Source organism: Natrinema hispanicum (assembly GCF_004217335.1).
GTDB classification, from domain to species: domain Archaea; phylum Halobacteriota; class Halobacteria; order Halobacteriales; family Natrialbaceae; genus Natrinema; species Natrinema hispanicum.
In genome coordinates this window covers 213,530-232,154 of sequence record NZ_SHMP01000003.1, presented here as the reverse complement: position 1 = coordinate 232,154, position 18,625 = coordinate 213,530, and the positions used below count along the sequence as shown (strand labels likewise).

Below are 18,625 nucleotides of genomic sequence, written 5' to 3'. Positions count from 1 at the left end.
GCGAGCCCCGATCACTGGAACCGAATCGAATACCGGGCTCGAGGCGGTATTGATCGTGATCAGACAGACAGACAGGAGATCGCTATCGGTGGCCGATACGGTCTCGCGGTGCTGGCGAGTTGACACTGTGCGTCGTCTTCGTTCGCTACCTTTTTGACTGCCGTCTTGAAAGGAATCGGCATGCTCACCGTGCGGGCACCGGCGACGAGTGCGAACCTCGGGAGTGGCTTCGACGTCTTCGGCATCGCTCTCGGGACGCCCGCCGACGTGATTCGGGTCGAGCGCGCCCCGGAAACGACGATTACGGTTACGGGAGCCGGCAGCGAGTACATCCCGGAAGACCCTGCCAAGAACACCGTCGGTGCGGTCGCCGAGGCCCTCGATGCCCCGGCGCGCATCCGAATCGACAAAGGCGTCCGACCCTCCTCGGGGCTTGGCTCGTCAGCCGCGAGCGCGGCTGCCGCCGCTGTCGCGCTCAATGCCCTCTACGACCGCGGCTGCTCGCGGGAGGAACTCGTTCCCATCGCCGCCGAAGGCGAAGCGCTCGTCTCCGGCGAGGCACACGCGGACAACGTCGCACCGGCACTGCTCGGCGGCTTCACCGTCGTCACCGACGACGGCGTCACGCAGGTCGACGCGTCCGTCCCCGTCGTCGCCTGTCTTCCCGATATCTCCGTGTCGACGCGCGACGCGCGCGGCGTCGTCCCCGACTCGGCCTCGCTTGCGGACGTCGTCGACACCGTCGGCAACGCCGCCACGCTCACCGTTGGAATGACACAAGACGATCCCGACCTCGTCGGTCGTGGAATGTCCGACGCCATCGTCACACCTGAACGTACCAAACTCATCAGCGGCTACGACCGGGTTCGTGAGGCCGCCCTCGAGGCGGGCGCGACCGGTGTAACCGTCAGCGGTGCCGGGCCAGGCGTACTGGCGGTCTGTCACCGCCAGAACCAGCGGGCGATCGCTGCAGCGATGGTCGACGCTTTCGACGCGGTTGGTGTCGAAAGCCGTGCCTACCAGACCGTCGTCGGCGAGGGCGCGAGACTGTATCGCTGAGCCGTTAGTTGGCACCGGGATTGGGTTTCATTGCAACCACAACACGTTCGTGAGTGCGCCGTAACTGACCGACAGAGGAGTTGCGGTGATGAGTCTAGTAACTGATGGCGTCCTCGCCGTAATCGCACTGGCGGCGTTCGTCGGCGGCCTCGCCGTCGCGAGCGCCCCGCTTTTGCTTCCGTTCGTGGCAGTCGGTGTCCTTGGAACACTCGTCTTCGAGGCGATCGCGTTCAGTCATAGCGACCTCGTCCGCCAGTACTGGGAGCGACCGACCGTCCAACTCGGAACGCTTGCAGGCGCGTTCGTGATCGTTGGCATCGGCATCGCCGTCGCACCGTCGCGGCTGCTCTCGGCCGGGATCGGTGCGCTGGTGACGTACCTACTGGTTCTCTCAGTTGTTCTCGTGACAGTTGCTCGGTCCTAACCGACGATGGAGGACCGGCGATAACAGCCGCCGACTGCCCGTTAGGAGACGGTCGTTGGGACCGTCGTTGGCGACGAAGTCAGACTCGGGAGCCGGGCCACGCGTTCCGTACGCCACGCTGACAGCCTACGAAGCCGAACTCGATGACTAAGTCTCACACTACTCGAGCAAAAACAACGGTGACCGCGTTCGAACGAGCCGCCGTCTTCAGACGGTCTGCTGTACCGATTTACCGGCGTCTCCGCAGGACGGGTCGCGGAGACGCCGGAACTGACTGACAGTAGTCCGTCTCAGACGCCCCGTCCCTGCAGCTTCTCTTCTTCGGGGAGGTCGACGTTCGCGTCGCCTTTCATGCTCTTGCCGAGGTTCTTCGAGATTTCTGCGAGCGTCTCGGGGTCGTCCCAGTTGTTCGTCGCTTCGACGATCGCTTCGGCCATTTCCGGTGGGTTCTCTGCGCCGAAGATGCCGCTGCCCACGAAGATGCCGTCGCACTCGTGGTGCATCATGAGCGCGGCGTCGGCCGGCGTCGCGATGCCGCCCGCTGCGAAGTTGACGACTGGGAGTCGGCCCATCTCGGCGGTCTCGTGGACCAAGTCCGCGGGCGCTTCGATCTCGCGGGCGTAGGCCTCGCGTTCCTCGTGGCTCATCCCCTCGAGCTTTCGGATCGCACCCTTGATCGTGCGCTGGTGGTGGACAGCCTGGTTGACGTCACCGGTGCCGGCCTCGCCTTTGGTGCGGATCATCGCTGCACCCTCGTCGATCCGGCGCAGGGCTTCGCCGAGGTTACGCGCGCCACAGACGAACGGCGCGGTGAAGTCGCGCTTGTCGATATGATAGGCATTGTCAGCGGGCGTGAGAACCTCACTCTCGTCGATCATGTCCACGCCGACGGCTTCCAGGACCTGGGCCTCCTTCGTGTGGCCGATCCGGGATTTGCCCATGACGGGAATCGAGACGGACTCGACGATTTCTTCGACGTCTGCCGGGTCTGCCATCCGGGCGACGCCGCCGCGCTTGCGGATGTCAGCGGGGACGGCTTCCAGCGCCATGACAGCGACTGCGCCGGCCTCTTCGGCGATGCGTGCCTGTTCGGGGTCGACGACGTCCATGATGACGCCGCCTTTCTGCATCCGGGCGAACCCGCGCTTGACGAGATCGGTCCCGCGTCGCAGTTCCTCGAGATCGGTGTTCTCGGCCATACTGCGCGGTTAGGAGCCACCGCACTTACGCGTGTTCTTTGGGGACGGCTTGTCCGCAGTGTCCGAAATCAGCTGCATAACGGACGAAAACACCGGTATCGTGACTCATATATGCCCGAGTCATATCACTCGGTTATCCACTCGCCTTCGAGCAGGCGTGCCCGAACGCGGGACCCATAGAGTCGACCGACCGGCCGTTGCCACAGTCCCAGTTCCCGTGCCAGCGCCGGCGCAACCTCGAGTCGCGTGCCGACGGACGGGCCGATCCCGATCGCCACCTCCCCCTGAATCTGGACCGGTGTCCACACGAGTGTCCCCTCTTTCGTCGTGTAACTCGCCAGCGTCCAGTCGCGGGCTCGAGCGCTGATTCGCGGGCGGGCGACCTCGAGCCGGACGGTCTCGCGGTCACCGTACCGCCCACCGGAGACGACCGCACGGACCCCGTTCGGCCCGTCAGTCACCGTCACGTCGGTGCGTTCCTTGGGGTACCCCCAGAGCTCGCGCCCGAGCGCGACCGCAGGTTCGGTCGTTACCGGGAGCCAGTGGACGTAGCCACCGATCTCGCCGCCTGCGAGCTGTGCGATGGGGGTGTTCGTTCGACTCTCATGCACTGCCGGGATGATGACTGCGAACTCGTCGTAGGGCTCGAGTCCCGTTGTGTCCCGATCGTCGCCGCCGACGCGGTGGTACTGAATCGCGACGAGTGCGACACAGCCCACGCCGGGTGCGATCGCCAGCGACGAGAGGGCGTCCGGTAGGATCGCCTCGAGTCGACTCCGGCGGGCAGGAACGACGACGCCACCCATCGCGAGCGATAACGCGAGTGGGAGCGATATCTCGTGGCCAGTCGACAGCCGTGTTCGAGACCGGTGGTCGGCCGTGGTCATAGCTGGCGGTACGCAGGGATCGATCGTAGTGATAGGGGTCGGCCGCCGGCAGCGATAACCGCTACTGTTTTGCAGGTTCCGGCCGTCGCGCCGGACAATGACTGCCTCGACCTCGAGTGGCCAGCTCTCCGACCGCGACCGCACCGACGGCGAGTCGCTCCCGTCGTATCTCGCACCACTGCCAACGACGGTCGAGGACCTGGGGCTGCGATTTGCGTGGCTCGTCGTGGCGATCAACCTCGTGGGGACGGCGTTTGGGTTCTGGTACTACTCGGGACAGTTCGCCGAGACGACGGCAGTGCTGTGGCCCTGGGTGCCGGACAGCCCGCTCGCAACGTTGTTCGTGGCGCTGGCGCTCGCCTGCTGGAAGCTAGGCCGCGAGCAGCCGTGGCTCACTGCACTGGCGTTTTTCGGCAACATCGTGCTGGGCCTGTGGACACCCTATACATTGCTCGCGTTCGCCGATTCCTACACGTATCTCTCCCCGGCGATGTACAACTTCCTCTTCTGGAGCCACCTCGCGATGGTCGTGCAGGCACTGGTGCTCTACCGAATCAGTGACTTCCCGGTGTGGGCCGTCGCGGTCGCCACCGTCTGGTACTGGAGCAACCTGCTCGTCGACTATTTCGTCCCTGTCGTCGGCGAGCCCCACCACACGATCATCCCGGTCGCGCGGGACGCACCCATGTTTCTCGAGGCCGACGCGCTGGGCGTCGTCGCCGCGGGCGAAGTGACGTTCGTCCTGCTGGCGCTGTTTCTCGCGCTCACGATCCGCGTGAAAAAGTGTGAGGCGGCCCGAGGCCGATCGTAGCCGCTGGCTCCGAACTGTAGTCACTCTGCCAGCGACAGGTCGTTGACGGACGCAAGCTCGAGGTACGGATCCAGCGAACTGGCCGCGGCCCGCCGCTCGACCGTCCCGGCTTCGGTATCGTACTGCAGTACCTCCGCATCGAGGAATTTCTGGAGGTGGTTGTGGTGGAACTCGACTGTGAGCTGCTCGATCCGTTCGGGCGTCGGCTCGCCGTCACGGTGGGCAAGCCGGTCGATGAGTTCCTCGAGACGGACCGCTCCCACCCTCTGGGTGAGGTAGGACAACGCATACCGGCGGTGGTCCTCGCACAACAGCTCGAAGATGGTATTCGAAGTGAGACGGTCGTCGGCAGCCGTACGTTTCGCATTCGAGGTATCTGTCTTCATGGTGCTCTGTACTCGGCTTACGCGGCGCGGCCGACCGATCGGCGCTCAGCGACTTCAGCAGAGCACACCTCGAGATTGCCCGATGTCATTATAGCCTTTCTGCTGATGACACAGTGTCCACAGCGCATCAGGAGACAGGAAACGAACGTTCAAAAACGAGCCCTGCGTGAATCCGGACCCGTCTCCTAGCGACGGCGATCGACTGCTTACGCGAGGATGACGACCGCCGACTCGGTCTCGATCATCTCGCCCTCGCCGGAGTAGGTGCGCTCGAGTTCGACCTCGAAGAGCTCGTCTTCGAGTTCTTCGCCGGCGACGCGCAGGACGCCTTCGTCATCGTCGATCTCGTAGTCGCCGCTTTCGATGCCGGCGTCGATCTCGCCGACTTTCGAGCCGAACTTCGGCCCGAGCGTCGAGTAATCGAGGTCGATTTCGGCGACCTCGGTCGTGATCTCCGGTTGCTCTTCGAGCACGGTGAGGTCCTGGACGTGCATCACGTTCTGGATCGCGTCCTCGAAGCCGTCGACGGGGCCGTAGACCGACACCGACTCGAGGTCGGCGTTTAACGGCAACTGGTTCTCGCTCTTGTAGCGTCGCAGCGCCGAGATGACCTCCATGGCGGTTTCGCCGGCCGCTAAGTCGGCCTCGTGGCCCTGCGGGGTAGGCCAGTCGCGGACGTGGATGCTGCTCGTCTCGAGGGCCGCGTCGTCGGCCACGTAGATCGCCTGCCAGATTTCCTCGGTCACGTGGGGCAGGAACGGAGCCCACAGCTCGAGGAAGGTTCGGTGGGCGGTCCGCAACGCGTACTGCGTCGAGGGGTTATCCTCGCGGGTCTTGGCGATCTCTAAGTAGTCGTCACAGAAGGTGTTCCAGAAGAACGTCCGCAGGCGGTCGCGGGCCTTCGCGAACTCGTAGGCCTCGAGATGGGCCGTCAGATCCTCGATGGCGTCGTCGAGTTCCGCGAGCAGCCAGCGGTCGATCGCCTCGAGCTCGGCGGGCTCGTCGGGATCGGCGGGCGCGAGCGTGTCGACGAGCTTCGAGGCGTTCCAGAGCTTGCGCAGGAGTTTTTCGCCGGCAGTGAGGTCTTTCTCCTGATACGGGAAGTCGTCGCCGACGGCGGCGCTTGCGGCCCAGAACCGGACGGCGTCGACGGGGTACTCCGCGAGTACTGCGTCGGGTTCGACGACGTTGCCCCGCGACTTGGACATCTTCTCGCGGTTTTCGTCCAGAACGTGGCCGTTGATCATCGTCGCGTCGAAGGGCACCTCGCCGGTGTGCTCGTAGCACTTGACGATGGTGTGGAACAGCCAGAACGAGATGATGTCGTGGCCCTGCGGACGCAGATCGAACGGGTAGAGCTCGGGATTGTCCATCGTGAACTCTTCGCTCTCCGCGTCCCAGTCCCAGCCGGCGTTGATGAGTGGGGTGAGTGACGAGGTGGCCCACGTGTCGAAGACGTCCTCCTCGGGGTCGAACTCGTCGTGGCCACACTCCGGACACGCATCGACGGGCGGGTCGTCCGAGAGCGGGTCGACCGGCAGCTCTTCGCGCTCGGCCATGATCGGATGGTCGCAGTCTTCACAGTACCAGACCGGGAACGGAATGCCCGAGTCGCGCTGGCGGGAGATCAGCCAGTCCCACTCGAGGCCCTCGATCCAGTGCTGGTAGCGGGTGAACATCTTCTCGGGGTACCAGTCCATCTCCTGGCCGGCCTCGAGATACTCGTCTTTGTGATCCAAGATTTCGACGTACCACTGCTTGGAGACGCGGAACTCGACGGGCGTGTCACAGCGTTCGTGGACCTGCACGGCGTGGGTGATCGCCCAGCGGTCACGCAGGTAGCCCTCGTCGTCTAAGTCCTCGACGATGGCCTCGCGGGCCTCCTCGGTGGACATGCCTTCGTAGTCGCCGGCGAGTTCGGTCATCGTCGCGGACTCGTCGATCGCCACGCGCAGCGGCAGGTCGTGGGCCTGGTACCACTCGATGTCGTTCTGGTCACCGAAGGTACAGCACATCACGACGCCGCTGCCTTTCTCCATGTCGACGCGCTCGTCTTCGATGATCGGCACTTCGTGACCGAAGATCGGAATCCGAGCGGTCTCGCCGACGAGGTCCTGGTTGTCCTCGTCGTCGGGGTGGACGAATACGGAGACACAGGCCGGGATGAGCTCCGGGCGCGTCGTCGAGATGACGAACTCCTCGCGTGGCGCGTCGTCGCCGACGAGTTCGAACGCGATGTCGTTGAAGTGCGAGCCGCGCTCGTCGTCTTCCATCTCGACTTGCGAGATGGCGGTTTCACACTCTGGACACCAGATCGCGGGCGCTTTCTTGCGGTACTCACGGCCCTTCTCGTAGAGGTCGAGGAAGGAAAGCTGGGAGATGCGCTGGACGCGCGGTTCGATCGTCTTGTAGGTGTTGTTCCAGTCGATCGAGGTCCCGAGCGCCTGCATCTTCTCGGTGAATTCGGCCTCGTAGTCCTGACAGACCTCCCGACAGAGGTTCTGGAACTCTCGGCGCTCGTAGTCCTGGTGGCGAATGTCCAGTTCCTTCTCAGTCAGCCGCTCGCTTGCGATCCCGTTGTCGTCGTAGCCAAAGGGAAAGAGCACGTCGCCGTCTGCCATCCGCTGGAACCGGGCGGCGAAGTCCTGCAGCGTCGAACCATAGAGGTGGCCCATGTGCAGGCTGCCCGAGACCGTCGGCGGCGGCGTATCGATCGCGTACACCGTGTTCGGGTCCTGCTTTTCGTCGCCGTCGTAGGCGTAGACGTCCGCGTCGATCCAGCGCTGTTGCCAGCGCGATTCGACGGTTTCGGGGTCGTAGCCCCCCTCGAGGCTCGGCTCGTCCTGTGCGGCCGTGTCCATGCTCATGCTCTCACCGCCCGCCGTGGGCGTCGTCGGTGCGTCGTCGGAAACTGTGGTTGGCGCTCGTCCATATGAGTCGTTGCTCGGTGAATGCTGGTCGGCGACAATACATCCGTCGAAACGGGGTAAGGAATGCGGGGCTATAGAGCCCCTATCAGGGCGGACGTAAGTCATTAAAAGAGTTCGACCACGCGTTCGGTCGAACTCCTGTAAATCGTTACGTCCGCCCTGATACAAAAACGGTGCCACGCGGGCCGTCAAACGGGCAAACGGTCGCCGCGACGCACTGCATCATACGTGTCTCTTGCCCCGGGAACGGTGTTAGGTGTTTCGTCGGCCAGTGCTCGAGCGTGTCTAGATTCGTCCGTGCTGACTGCCTCCAGTCCGCGGAGTGGCGAGACACCGGCCTCGAGAGCAGAGCGCAAAAGTACCGTTAGATTCTAGGAACGCGTATGAGTACCGATGGCGACCGCCTCGAGGGGGGCGATCGACCGTGAGCGCCCTCGCACGGCTGCGGGCGCGTCTCCGCGACCGGTTCGATAAATGGCGCTGGTGGTACGCACTCCGTGTCGGCGGCGCTCCAAAATGTGCCGTCTGTGGGAACGAGGCGGCGTGGATCGCCACGTCGGAGAACGAACCGCGCTGTTTCCAGCATATTCCCGCCGAAGGAGAGGAGGCGATCCGCGACGTGCAGCCGGAGGATTGCTTTACAGACTGGGACGACCACACCAGCGAGTAGGGCGGTCGCCTCACACCACGACGCCGGTGTCGGTCCGTTTGACCGTCATACGGTCTACTGTCAGTCAGCGCCGGTGCACTTGCGACCCGCGACCATTCTACGGTCCCACCGGTACCCAGCGACAGGAAACCGTCTCAGGCGTCGCCGTCGGAGTGAGCCCGCACCCACAATTCGCCGATCCGGGACAGTCTGGTCCGGTAGGACTTGCCGTGTTCCTCGCGCTCGATGTACCCTTTGCCGCCGGGGCCCAGCCGGTCGACGTTGTAGATGACCTTCGACCGGAAACTGTCGGTATACTCCTCGTTGAGTTCACGCGCCAGCGATTCGGCGAGTTCCGAGACGGAGTCGAACTCGCCGCCCTCGCCGAGTTTGTACAGGATCAGTTCCTCGAACGGCTTGACGTTAGAGAAGGATGCAACCGGCAACTCGACGATGTGTTTGCCGTCGATTTCCTTTGCACCAATGGTCGTCCCGCGTTCGTCGAACTCGGCGAGCAGATCGCGGGCGCTCTCGAGGCGGCTCCCGATCCGATCGTCTTCGATCCCGTCGTTGTCTTCTCGAAGGTCCTCGAGCAAGGCGATCTGTTCGCGCAGTTCCTCGGCGAGTTCGGTCTCTAAGTACTTCTCCGGGGCAGTGTAATAGGTGTGGATGCCCTCGCGGTCTTCCTCGCGTTCGACCATCAGCGAGTGGGCGGCGTTGGCGAAGGCGAAGCTGACAGTCCGGGGCATCGCGGCGACGTTGACCCAGACCTCGTTGCCGGCGTCGAGTTCAGCGGTGATAAGCTCGTAGGCCTGCTCGAACGCCTCGTCGTAGTCGTAGACGTCCTCTAAGACGAACCGCTCGGTTTCGGCTCCCAGCAGGTTCCGGAAGTCCGTCTCGAGTTTCTTCGAGAGGTGCCGGGAGTACTCGACGTTGGCCTCGCTGCCGACGGCTCCCTCGAGCAAAATGACGCTGTCGACGTCGATCTGGTCGCGCACGAGCGGCGCGATCAGCCGGTCGTAATCGAAGCCGACCGGGACGATGTGTGTTTGCATGGTCGACACTGAGGCAGGAGCCGTTACAAAACCACCGAGTCGGTATCCGCGTTACTCGACAAGCGGCATGACGATACCGAACACGAACGGCGAGGCAAAGCCGATCGCGAAGCCGATCATCGTCAGGGCGAAAAACAGCGTGTTCTCCCACTGAGGAAGCGATCCGAACATCGCGTGGCCGACGAGCTCGCTGCCCGTCCCGACGACGAACAGGGCGAGCCCGAGGAAGAAGCCGGTCTTTGCCAGCTCCGAGTGATCGCGGCCGCTATAGTGTGCCATAGCGACGCATCGACGGTCGGCTACGTAATCGTTTCGACAGCAGCGCGGTCAGTCCTCGTCTGTCGCCTCGAGGTCGAGCCCTCTGAACAGATCCACGATCGCCTCCCGGTCGCGGGCCGGATCGACGTCGAGGGCGGCCTCGAGGGTGGCCGGCTCGTCGGGGGCCTCGAGCGGCACCAGCCCGCCAGCCATCACGTACGTATCCGTTGCGGGCCAGATGGCGATGTGGGCTTCGGCGTCGATCGTCGCGGCGTCAGCGTCACCATCGTCGTCAGCCGCCGAGTCGGTGTCGACTGGATAGTCAGCCTCGAAGACGGTGAGATGGCCGACGGTGCCGTCCGGGCGGTCGATATGCTCGCTCGTGCGTTCGTCGCCGACGATAATACCGTCGTCTTCGATCGTCTCGACGAATCCCGTGCGGGCTTTCGGGGCAGCCATCCCGAGGGCATCGCTCGGTGACAGCCCCATTGTCGACAGCGACGGGTTGAGCTGCAGTTCGATGAGAAACAGCGATCGGGCTGGGATCGAGCCGCTGGCGCGGAGCCGCTCGAGTGCGTCAGCTGTCGGCCGGTGTTCGAAGACGGTCGTCTCGGCGGTGATCGTCATCAGCGAGAGTCGTCGTTTCTCGGTCTGCGTGCCGAGCCGCCGCCAGTCGTCGGCGACCGCGGCCGGGAGATCGATCGTCATGGTCGCCGGCTATGCAATCGGGACCGTTCAGGGTGGCGATTCGACTCGGTCAGACGGACGCCTCTCGGTCAGCGCCGGCGCACCCGCGACCCCCTGTGCGCCGGGAAACAGTGATCGCAGACCGTATCAGTCGGCACCGAGGCCGTCGAAGTAGATCGCGCGCTGCTCGTCGGCCGCCGGCGAGGTGACCAGCGAGACAACGACGGTGACGAGGAGGCCAAGTCCCATCCCGACGAGGCCAGCCGACCAGCCTGCGTAGGACCCCGGGACAGCGGCGACGAAGAGGCTCGCCATGTAAAACCCCTGGCTCGCGAGGATGCCAGTGGTGATCCCGGCGCGCGTAATCTTGCGCCAGTAGAGGGCAAGGAGGACCGGCAGTGCGAGCTGGGCGAAGCCGCTGAAGGCGGCGTTCCCGAGGTCGAACAGCGTTGCCGGCTGAAACAGGCTGGCGACGAAGGCCGCAGTGGCAAAGATCACGACGCCGCCGCGGGCTAGCAGCCCTTCTCGGCTGTCGGAGAGGCCTCGATCGACGAACGGCCGGTAGAGATCCCGCGTGAAATACGACGACCCAGACAGCAACATCGAGTCCGAGGACGACATCATCGCGGCCATCGCGCCGGCGATGATCAGTGCAGCGAACCAGGTTGGGGTGTACGCATCGAGGATCAACGGCAGGACGTTCGCTCCCTCGGGAATCGCGACCTCGAGGCCGGCGGCCCACGCCCCGAGCATGAACGAGGGGACGAAGAGCAACACACAGAGGATCGGCCAGAGGGCAAGGGACCGCTTGAGCACGGCCTTCGAGCCGGCGGCGAAGAAGCGCTGGTTGACCTGCGGGAACATCGCGACGCCGAACCCGATCGTGATCGCCGTCGAAAGCATCCACTGGGGCGTGTAGTAGCTGCTACCGAGCGAGAGGAACCCGGCTGTGTCCGGACTCGATGCGAGCGCAGCGGTCGCCGCGCTCGGGCCGCCGACGGTCGCGAGCACCCACAGCAGCGCGACCCAGGTCGTCACGAGCATGAACGCGCCCTGGAGCGTGTCGGTCCAGGCGACCCCGCGCATCCCGGCGGCGACGACATAGAGGATCATGAATACCGTGATCAGGCCCGCCCCCAGTTCGTAGGACACTGCGCCGTCGGTCAGGGCCTCGAGTGCCGTGCCAGCGCCGACCTGCTGGAGCATGACGTAGGGGAACAGCCAGAGCAGGCTGATGGCGGCGACGAGCCCACGAAGCCACCGCGACCCGAAGCGGTCGCCGAGCATCTCACCGAGGGTGACGTAGCCATACTGCTGGCCGAGCAACCACTGTTTGTAGCCGATGACATACCAGAGGATGGCGAAGATGATGCCGTCCATCAGCCCCATAACGAGGATCCACTCGGGCCCCTGTGCGTAGGCGATGTTCGGGCCGGCGAAGAAGGTAAACGCCGATAACAGCGTCGCGAACGTCGTAAACAGCAACACGACCGTCCCCAGCGTGCGACTTGCGAGATAGAAGTCCTCTGCGGTCCGCTCGGTCAGGCGGTAGGCAACGAGCCCGATTGCGAGTGCGATCAGGAGATAGCCGACGATGATCGTCAGCTGTAGCGTGACCGCTCTCACGGCGAATCACCGCCGGTTCGCGGCTCTCGAGTCCGGCCGGGACCCCCCACTCGCCTCTCACTCGAGCCGTCGTCGTCCGTTGACTCGATGCCGATTCCCCAGGCACGCTGGGCGAAAATCCAGAAGACGACCGACGCAAGCCCCATCCAGCCGATGTGCCACCAGAGCCATACTGGCAGCCCAGCGACGACGGTCGCCGATCCCCACAGGAACCACGGGACCGTCAGTCCGGCGAGGACGACCGCGACCACGATCCAGATCCCCAACTCGTTCCGGTTCATATGTGACTGTTTCCCTCGATATGGGTAGTTCTTTCTGTTCGATTCCTGCTATCGAAGAGATTTGTTCATCGATATGGGCTCGTCGGCTCGCCGGTTCGAGAAGCCAGTGATCGAACCGAGTCACACTGATCGCACAGTCTGCGGTTCTCGCTCACGGTGCTCGCCCCGACCCGCGCTCCTGTCGTGCGACCAGGGGCCGTGATGGTCAGTGGCACCGATAGCTACAATCGGTATTTCATCGAGGAAAAACATATATGAATCTGCCAGCGAGTACGAATCGACTATATGGCCCGGCTGTTCCCCTTCCGCTCCGAGACGACGACCGAGGAGGGCCAGCCCCGCGTCGTCGAGCTCGAGGGCGAGGACGCTGACGCCGTCTTCAGCGCCCTCTCCTCGACGACGGCGCGGCAAATCTATGCACGGCTCGACGAGGAACCCGGGACACCAAGCGACATCGCGGACGCGATCGATTCCTCGATCCAGAACGTCCGCTATCACTTAGGAAACCTCGAGGAGGCCGGGCTCGTCACGGTCGTCGACACGTGGTACTCCTCGCGGGGCAACGAGATGAGCGTCTACGCGACGACCGACGGGCCGCTGATCGTCACCAGCGACGAGTCGCGGGCGGCGAAACTCAAGGCGGCGCTCTCGCGGCTTCTCGGCGGGATCGGCGCACTCGCAGGCGGGAGTTTGCTGGTGCAGTACACACTGACGCGCTGGCTCGTGCCGACTGGGACTGAACCGGTCGCTGACGAATCGAAGCCCGCAGGCGCGGCCGGGAGCGACAGCCGTGATACAACCACGACGGGGGACGGCGGGGCAACCAGCGGGACGGGGAACGGCTCGAGCGACGGCGGTGATATCGGAATCGCCACCGTGAACGAAACCGAGACTACCAGCGCGGACGCTGAGAGTGCGGACGCCGAGAGTGCGGACGCTGAGAGTGCGGCTGCCGAGAGCGCGGACGCTCCCGATTCGTCGCTCGATGCCAGCAGCGAAGCCTCCGATTCGGCGCTTGATACCGGCAACGAGGCAGTACAGAACGCGAGTGACAGCAGTGTGGATGCAGCGGAGGCGATGGTCGAGACGGTGCCACCAGGAGTGCTCTTCTTCCTCGGCGGCCTCGTCGTCTTGCTTGCAGTGGTGCTCTACTGGTACTGGTATCGGCCGACGTACTGATCGCGTGTTGCCATCGACACACTGCTGTCGGAGAGGCCGTCACAGTCCGACTGCACACACCCGATCGGTGCCTCCAGAGGTCAACAGCTATTTCTCCCCCACGAACGAAATCATATATAAACCGGTCTCTGTACGCGACTCCCGCGTCACCGCGCCCCTCGCGGGGACAGATTCCCAATGGAAGACACATCAAAATATCTCATCCACGCGGACGTCACGGCTGACGGGGTCGTCGAGCGCAGCGACGTCGTCGGCGCGATCTTCGGGCAGACCGAAGGGCTGCTCGGCGACGAACTCGACCTCCGCGATCTCCGGCAGTCTGGCAAAGTCGGTCGCATCGATGTCGAAATCTCGAGCACTAGCGGTCAGTCTCACGGACAGGTCACCATCGCGACGAGTCTCGATAAGGTCGAAACTGCAACGCTCGCGGCTTCGCTCGAGACGATCACGCGCGTCGGTCCCTGCCGGGCCGACCTCGAAGTCCGCGAGATCGAGGACGTACGCGCGGCAAAGCGAAAGGAAGTCGTCGACCGCGCGAAGGAACTCCTCCGAACGGGCTTCGACGACTCGATTATGTCCTCCGACGAGATCTTGGCAGAAGTTCGCCAGCACGTCCGCGTCGAGGACATCACCGAGTACGAGGGCCTGCCCGCCGGCCCACGGGTCACCGACAGCGACGCCATTATCGTCGTCGAGGGTCGAGCCGACGTCCTCACCCTGCTCAAGTACGGCATCAAAAACGCGATCGCGGTCGAAGGGACGAGCGTCCCCGATGCCGTGGCCGAACTCACCCGCCATCGCACAGTTACGGCCTTCCTCGACGGTGACCGCGGTGGCGATCTCATTCTCGAGGAACTCGCGCAGGTCGGCGACATCGATTACGTCGCGTTTGCCCCCGCGGATAGCTCCGTCGAGGAGCTCGATCACCACGAAGTGTTCGCTGCCCTCCGGAACAAGGTTCCCTACGAGACCGTCTCGGAGCTCAACGAGCCTCGAGAAGCCGTCGCCGCTACCGACGGCAGTACGACGCCGGCACCGCTGCCGACCGACGACACGGCCGGGACACCAACCACCACAGAATCCGACCGCACAGCGACCTGTGAATCGACTGCACAGCCGGATACAACGATCGACGCAACCGACGATGTCGAGGCGACAACGACGAGTCAGCCACAGCCGGACGCGGCCGACTCGGAACCGACACACTCCGACGCGACCGCTGCCGAATCCGATGCTGACCGCGGCCCTGAGACGATCTACGGGCACGCGGCCGCGGTCGTTCGGGCCAACACCGATCGCGTCCGGTTTCTCGACGCCGACGCCGAGCGGATCGACGACGCCGACGCGAGCGACGCCTACAACGCACTCGAGGAGCTCGAGCCGGTGCCGACGACGGTCGTCCTCGACGAAATCCTCGATCAGCGTCTGCTCGATCTGGCGGCCGACCGCGGTGTCGACCGGATCATCGCACGCTCGCTCGGGCAGTTCACCAAACGGCCGACCGACGTGCGGATCCATGCGATCGACGACGTCGCCGAGCAGCGCCCGGACGGGGAATGACAGCAGGGTTCACCGGCTGTCCGGGTCCGAGCCGTTCATATGCTATCGGTCCTGAGCGACGACTATGACGCCCCCAGTATCTGTCGCAGTCGCACTCCTCGGCGCATGGGTCTGGATGATGTTCTGGGCGACGACGACCGATAATACGACCGACGCGGATCCCGCCGAGTGGGTCGATCGAGTTGACGATCGATCCGAGCGCTCGTCCGAATCGACGGCCTCGGACGGCGCGTTCCACACTGCTGACGACTGAACGACCGATCGTCAGTTAGTGCCGGTCCCCACGACCCCGTTATCCGGGTGTGGCGCGATCCAGTGACAGGAGTTCGGCTGCGACGGTCGGTCGGCGCTGCGTCTTGCCGTCCCCAAACGACGGTCGTCTCATACTGCCGGGCACAACGGTTCAGACATCGATCGCACTCGAGACGCGATCGAGTATTCACTGACTTTTGTCCGGTAGTATCAGTCACACCACTTCTCATAGCCACGTATTTCGCCGGCTGGAAGTGCCACCGCCGATGACGCTGGCTCTCGTCTCATCCGCAGCGGTTCGTCTCTGACCACTCTCTCCCGTCGCCCGTCGCCGGTCGATCGGTCCTCCCGTCAGCCGAGGACAAACGTAACCACTAGCAGGACACTGACGAGCGCACCGGACAGCGTCGCAAGGAAGTTCACACCCTGATTGCCAAGTATCGACCCCTCGAGCGTTGCGCCGAGCAGGCTATCGACGGTCATCCCGGCGATCCCGGCGGCGACGATGATCGTCGCACCGCCGCCACTCATTTCGGGAAAGAGCCCGGTGGCGATGATGGCGACGATGGCTGCACCGACGATGCCGGCGAGTTCTCCCTGCCAGGTGACACCGCCATCGGTGCCGGGCTCGACTGGCTTGAGGGTCGTAATCAGTCGCGGCCGGTCGAAGACGCTCCCGATTTCGCTCGAGAGGGTATCACTCATTGCGGTGGCGATCGAGCCGGTAAAGGCGAATAAGAAGAGTTCGGGTTCGTGGGGGAGCAAGCCGGCGTCGCTGGCCGCATAGCCGAGGACGGCGACGAGCGCGACCGCGGCGTTGCCGAGCACGTTGCCGCTTCCACGTGCGCCGTTGTTGTCCTCGGCGACGCCGAGTTCCGTCTTTTCCTCGTAGCGGAACTTCGTCGAGAGGCCGCCGATGGCGAAAAAGGAAACGAGGACGGCAAACCAGCCGTAGCCGCCGAGGACGGTCGTCAGCAACACCAGCAACACGCCGGTGAGCATCCCGGCGATCGAGGCCGTCTCGAGCGCGTATGACGTATAGCCGAGCGCGACGGTGACCGCGAGCGCGATGAGCAGTTCCGTTGGGCCGATGGTCGGCTGGAGTTCCGCGAGCAGCCACAACAAGAGCCCAACCGAGAGGACGACGATGGGGTCGTCGGATCGCAACAGCATGTCACGCAACAGCGCGGCGAGAAATGCACCGCTGGCCGCCAGAAAGACCATGATGGGAAGTGCCGAGACGACGGTATCTCCGGCGAGCGAGCGGGTGATGGCCTGTCCGGCGACGGCCGCCACGGCTGCCGTTAGACAGAAACCGACGACACGAACGACGGGCCCGTCGGTTCGCAGCCTGACGAGTTGCTCGCCGAGGTTGCCGTAGCCGACGAGCAGGATCGTTCCGACGAAGACGGCGACCGGCATCGACGCCGCGGTCGCCATCAGCCCGAGTGCGACCGCCGCGAGGACGAACGTGATGAGGCCATAGAGCCGTGAATCCTCGTAGTCGCCCGGATACGCGAGCAGGTCGAACAGCGGGCCGTCGGTGATGACGTAGGCACCCAACAGGACGATGCCGGCGACGGCGGCTCCGACGCGCGGACCGGCAAGCGGAACCGCAAGCGACAGCGTACAGAGGGCTGCAAACACGCCAGCTTGCCGAACGGGTGCCGTCACGATATCGGTCCCTTTCTGTGGCGATTACTTCAAGGTTCGTGAACCCGCCTCGAGTCGGTTTTTGCTACCCTTAGCGTTTCACTCGCCCGATCAGAGCTATCGCTCAGCTATCCAACGGAACCCGTAACCCGTATCATACCCGCCCCGAAAGCACGGGTGTGGGACTGTACGAACGGTATCTGGCCTTCCGGATCCGCCGCCACGACGGCGATCCGCCCGATCATATCGCGCTCGTGATTACCGAGCGCGACCTGTTAGAGCGGGGTGCCTACGAGACGCTGACGGACTTCTTCGAGTGGGCCGTCGAATACGCCTCGCAGGTAACCGTCTACGTCAGCGTCCTCGACGCGGCGGCGGTGCCAGCCCTGCAACGCGAACTCGAGCGAATCGATGCACCCCGGCCAGTCGCCGTTCGCGGGCCGGAAGACAAGGCACGCGCGGACGCGCCGATTCGGATCGGGATCGGCCTCGGCGGAAAACACGAGTTCACCAGCGCCGTCCAGACCCTCGCCGAGAGCGTCGATGCGGGCGAGTTAGCGCCCGACGAGATCGACGACGAGGATGTCGAAGCTCACCTCGTCTTTCCCTCCGAGCCGGACTTAGTGATCAAGACCGGCGCGGAGCGGCTCTCTGATTTTATGATCTGGCAGTCGGTCTACTCGGAGCTGTACTTTACCGACGTCAACTGGCGGGACTTCCGCAAACGGGATTTCCTGCGGGCGGTTCGCGAATACTGCAACCGGTCACGGCGGTTCGGCCGGTGATTTAGTCTGCGATCTGGCTGCTCGAGTCGCCGCTCTCGAACTCGCCGGCATCGGGTCGTTCGCTCGAGGGGAGCGAGTCACGGAACCGGTCGACGATCGCGCGGGCGTCGGCGAGTTCCGGTTCGCTGACCGCGCCCAGCAGGGCCAGCGCGCGCCGGGCGCGAGTGCGCCGCCAGGACTCCTGGCGGTGTTCGTAGGTCCGGATTCCACGCAGGAAGTCAGCCTTGGAGAACTCCGGCCAGTATGGCGTACAGAAGAAGACGGCGGCCTCGTTGCCGTTGGCGTGCCACGGGAGGAAATTCGACGTTCGCTCGTCGCCGCCGGTCCGGATGATTAGGTCGACGTCACGCACCGGCTGGTCGTAGAGCCGTTGCTCGATGTCCTCGACGTCGATCTCGTCGGGCGCTAACTCGCCCGCGTCGACGGCGTCGGCGACGCCGCGGACGGCCTCGAGCAGCTGTGCGCGACCGCCGTAGGCCAGCGCGATGTTGAGAACGAACTCGTCGTAGTCGCTGGTTCGGTCCTCGGCGTAGGCGACGGCTTCGCGGACCCGCTCGGGGAGCCGGTCGACGTCGCCGAGCGCTCGAATGTGGACTTCGTTGTCGTGGACGCGGTCTGCGTCTGCGAACTCGCGAAGCTTCTCCTCGAGGAGGTCGAACAGCGCTTCCCGCTCGTCGGGCGGGCGCTCGAAGTTCTCCGTCGAGAACGCATACAGCGTCAACTCCTCGACGCCGATGTCCTGACACCACTCGAGGACGCGTTCGGTCGTCTTCGCACCGGCACGGTGCCCCTCGTGGGCGTCGCCGCCCTGTTTTCGAGCGTATCGTCGGTTGCCGTCTTGGATCACCGCAACGTGGGTCGGCGCGCCGGAGATTTCACGTGAGAGCAGCCGTTCGTAGGCCGCGTCGACGCGCTGACGGAGCCACCGCTTCATTACCCGGTTG

General features: G+C 64.4%; 19 protein-coding genes. 8 read left to right on the top strand and 11 right to left on the bottom strand.

The features are described 5' to 3' along the window. Window positions 1-180 precede the first annotated feature (180 nt). Entirely contained in the window at window positions 181-1,059 is an 879-nt protein-coding gene (locus BDK88_RS01870; RefSeq protein ID WP_130498913.1) for a homoserine kinase, read from the top strand. An 88-nt stretch (window positions 1,060-1,147) separates the two neighbouring features. Beyond that, window positions 1,148-1,483, top strand: coding sequence for a hypothetical protein (locus tag BDK88_RS01865; protein WP_130498912.1), 336 nt, complete (start codon window positions 1,148-1,150; stop codon window positions 1,481-1,483). 290 nt (window positions 1,484-1,773) lie between these two features. Here the strand turns inward: BDK88_RS01865 and pdxS are convergent, their stop codons facing one another. Together pdxS and BDK88_RS01855 are read right to left on the bottom strand one after the other, a co-directional pair. After that, the gene (gene pdxS, locus BDK88_RS01860) at window positions 1,774-2,682 is read right to left on the bottom strand and encodes a pyridoxal 5'-phosphate synthase lyase subunit PdxS (protein ID WP_130498911.1); all 909 of its coding nucleotides are present in this window, start codon (window positions 2,680-2,682) and stop codon (window positions 1,774-1,776) included. 125 nt (window positions 2,683-2,807) lie between these two features. Then, entirely contained in the window at window positions 2,808-3,569 is a 762-nt protein-coding gene (locus BDK88_RS01855; protein ID WP_130498910.1) for an acetoacetate decarboxylase family protein, read from the bottom strand. 97 nt (window positions 3,570-3,666) lie between these two features. On the opposite strand from BDK88_RS01855, the gene BDK88_RS01850 reads away from it, so the two are divergent. Then, complete coding sequence (locus tag BDK88_RS01850; RefSeq protein ID WP_130498909.1) at window positions 3,667-4,380, top strand: DUF1405 domain-containing protein; 714 nt, start codon at window positions 3,667-3,669, stop codon at window positions 4,378-4,380. Window positions 4,381-4,400: 20 nt separating this feature from the next. Here BDK88_RS01850 and BDK88_RS01845 read toward each other — a convergent pair whose 3' ends face one another. Together BDK88_RS01845 and BDK88_RS01840 are read right to left on the bottom strand one after the other, a co-directional pair. After that, window positions 4,401-4,766 (bottom strand): DUF7344 domain-containing protein, encoded by a 366-nt coding sequence (locus BDK88_RS01845; RefSeq protein ID WP_130498908.1) that lies wholly within the window; start codon window positions 4,764-4,766, stop codon window positions 4,401-4,403. Window positions 4,767-4,972: 206 nt separating this feature from the next. Next, window positions 4,973-7,627 (bottom strand): valine--tRNA ligase, encoded by a 2,655-nt coding sequence (locus BDK88_RS01840; protein ID WP_130499766.1) that lies wholly within the window; start codon window positions 7,625-7,627, stop codon window positions 4,973-4,975. A gap of 493 nt (window positions 7,628-8,120) precedes the next feature. Between BDK88_RS01840 and BDK88_RS01835 the strand changes: the two genes are divergently transcribed. Then, window positions 8,121-8,366: a hypothetical protein gene (locus tag BDK88_RS01835; RefSeq protein WP_130498907.1), complete on the top strand. Its 246-nt coding sequence runs from the start codon at window positions 8,121-8,123 to the stop codon at window positions 8,364-8,366. Window positions 8,367-8,500: 134 nt separating this feature from the next. On the opposite strand, the gene BDK88_RS01830 is transcribed toward BDK88_RS01835, so the two are convergent. The 5 genes from BDK88_RS01830 to BDK88_RS01810 form a co-directional block, all read right to left on the bottom strand. After that, the gene (locus BDK88_RS01830; protein ID WP_008011118.1) at window positions 8,501-9,400 is read right to left on the bottom strand and encodes an HFX_2341 family transcriptional regulator; all 900 of its coding nucleotides are present in this window, start codon (window positions 9,398-9,400) and stop codon (window positions 8,501-8,503) included. 51 nt (window positions 9,401-9,451) lie between these two features. Then, a complete protein-coding gene (locus BDK88_RS01825; protein ID WP_008011119.1) occupies window positions 9,452-9,679 on the bottom strand; it encodes a DUF7860 family protein in 228 nt (75 codons plus the stop codon). Window positions 9,680-9,727: 48 nt separating this feature from the next. Beyond that, window positions 9,728-10,366 carry a hypothetical protein gene (locus tag BDK88_RS01820; RefSeq protein ID WP_130498906.1) on the bottom strand — a complete coding sequence of 213 codons (639 nt, stop codon included), beginning with the start codon at window positions 10,364-10,366 and terminating at the stop codon, window positions 9,728-9,730. A 126-nt stretch (window positions 10,367-10,492) separates the two neighbouring features. Beyond that, window positions 10,493-11,971 carry a sodium:solute symporter family protein gene (locus tag BDK88_RS01815; protein WP_130498905.1) on the bottom strand — a complete coding sequence of 493 codons (1,479 nt, stop codon included), beginning with the start codon at window positions 11,969-11,971 and terminating at the stop codon, window positions 10,493-10,495. Further along, window positions 11,968-12,252, bottom strand: a complete 285-nt coding sequence (locus tag BDK88_RS01810) for a DUF3311 domain-containing protein (RefSeq protein ID WP_130498904.1) — start codon at window positions 12,250-12,252, stop codon at window positions 11,968-11,970. The genes BDK88_RS01815 and BDK88_RS01810 overlap by 4 nt, the downstream gene beginning before the upstream one ends. Before the next feature lie 285 nt (window positions 12,253-12,537). On the opposite strand from BDK88_RS01810, the gene BDK88_RS01805 reads away from it, so the two are divergent. From BDK88_RS01805 to BDK88_RS01795, 3 genes are all read left to right on the top strand, one after another. After that, window positions 12,538-13,431: an ArsR/SmtB family transcription factor gene (locus BDK88_RS01805; RefSeq protein ID WP_130498903.1), complete on the top strand. Its 894-nt coding sequence runs from the start codon at window positions 12,538-12,540 to the stop codon at window positions 13,429-13,431. A 177-nt stretch (window positions 13,432-13,608) separates the two neighbouring features. Further along, window positions 13,609-14,991: a DNA primase DnaG gene (gene dnaG / locus BDK88_RS01800; RefSeq protein ID WP_130498902.1), complete on the top strand. Its 1,383-nt coding sequence runs from the start codon at window positions 13,609-13,611 to the stop codon at window positions 14,989-14,991. A 64-nt stretch (window positions 14,992-15,055) separates the two neighbouring features. Beyond that, the gene (locus BDK88_RS01795) at window positions 15,056-15,244 is read left to right on the top strand and encodes a hypothetical protein (RefSeq protein ID WP_130498901.1); all 189 of its coding nucleotides are present in this window, start codon (window positions 15,056-15,058) and stop codon (window positions 15,242-15,244) included. Window positions 15,245-15,594: 350 nt separating this feature from the next. Here BDK88_RS01795 and BDK88_RS01790 read toward each other — a convergent pair whose 3' ends face one another. Beyond that, complete coding sequence (locus BDK88_RS01790; protein WP_207225244.1) at window positions 15,595-16,917, bottom strand: DUF92 domain-containing protein; 1,323 nt, start codon at window positions 16,915-16,917, stop codon at window positions 15,595-15,597. A gap of 158 nt (window positions 16,918-17,075) precedes the next feature. Between BDK88_RS01790 and BDK88_RS01785 the strand changes: the two genes are divergently transcribed. Next, the gene (locus BDK88_RS01785; RefSeq protein ID WP_130498900.1) at window positions 17,076-17,681 is read left to right on the top strand and encodes an undecaprenyl diphosphate synthase family protein; all 606 of its coding nucleotides are present in this window, start codon (window positions 17,076-17,078) and stop codon (window positions 17,679-17,681) included. Window position 17,682: 1 nt separating this feature from the next. On the opposite strand, the gene uppS is transcribed toward BDK88_RS01785, so the two are convergent. Further along, window positions 17,683-18,615 carry a polyprenyl diphosphate synthase gene (gene uppS, locus BDK88_RS01780; RefSeq protein ID WP_130498899.1) on the bottom strand — a complete coding sequence of 311 codons (933 nt, stop codon included), beginning with the start codon at window positions 18,613-18,615 and terminating at the stop codon, window positions 17,683-17,685. Window positions 18,616-18,625: the final 10 nt, after the last annotated feature.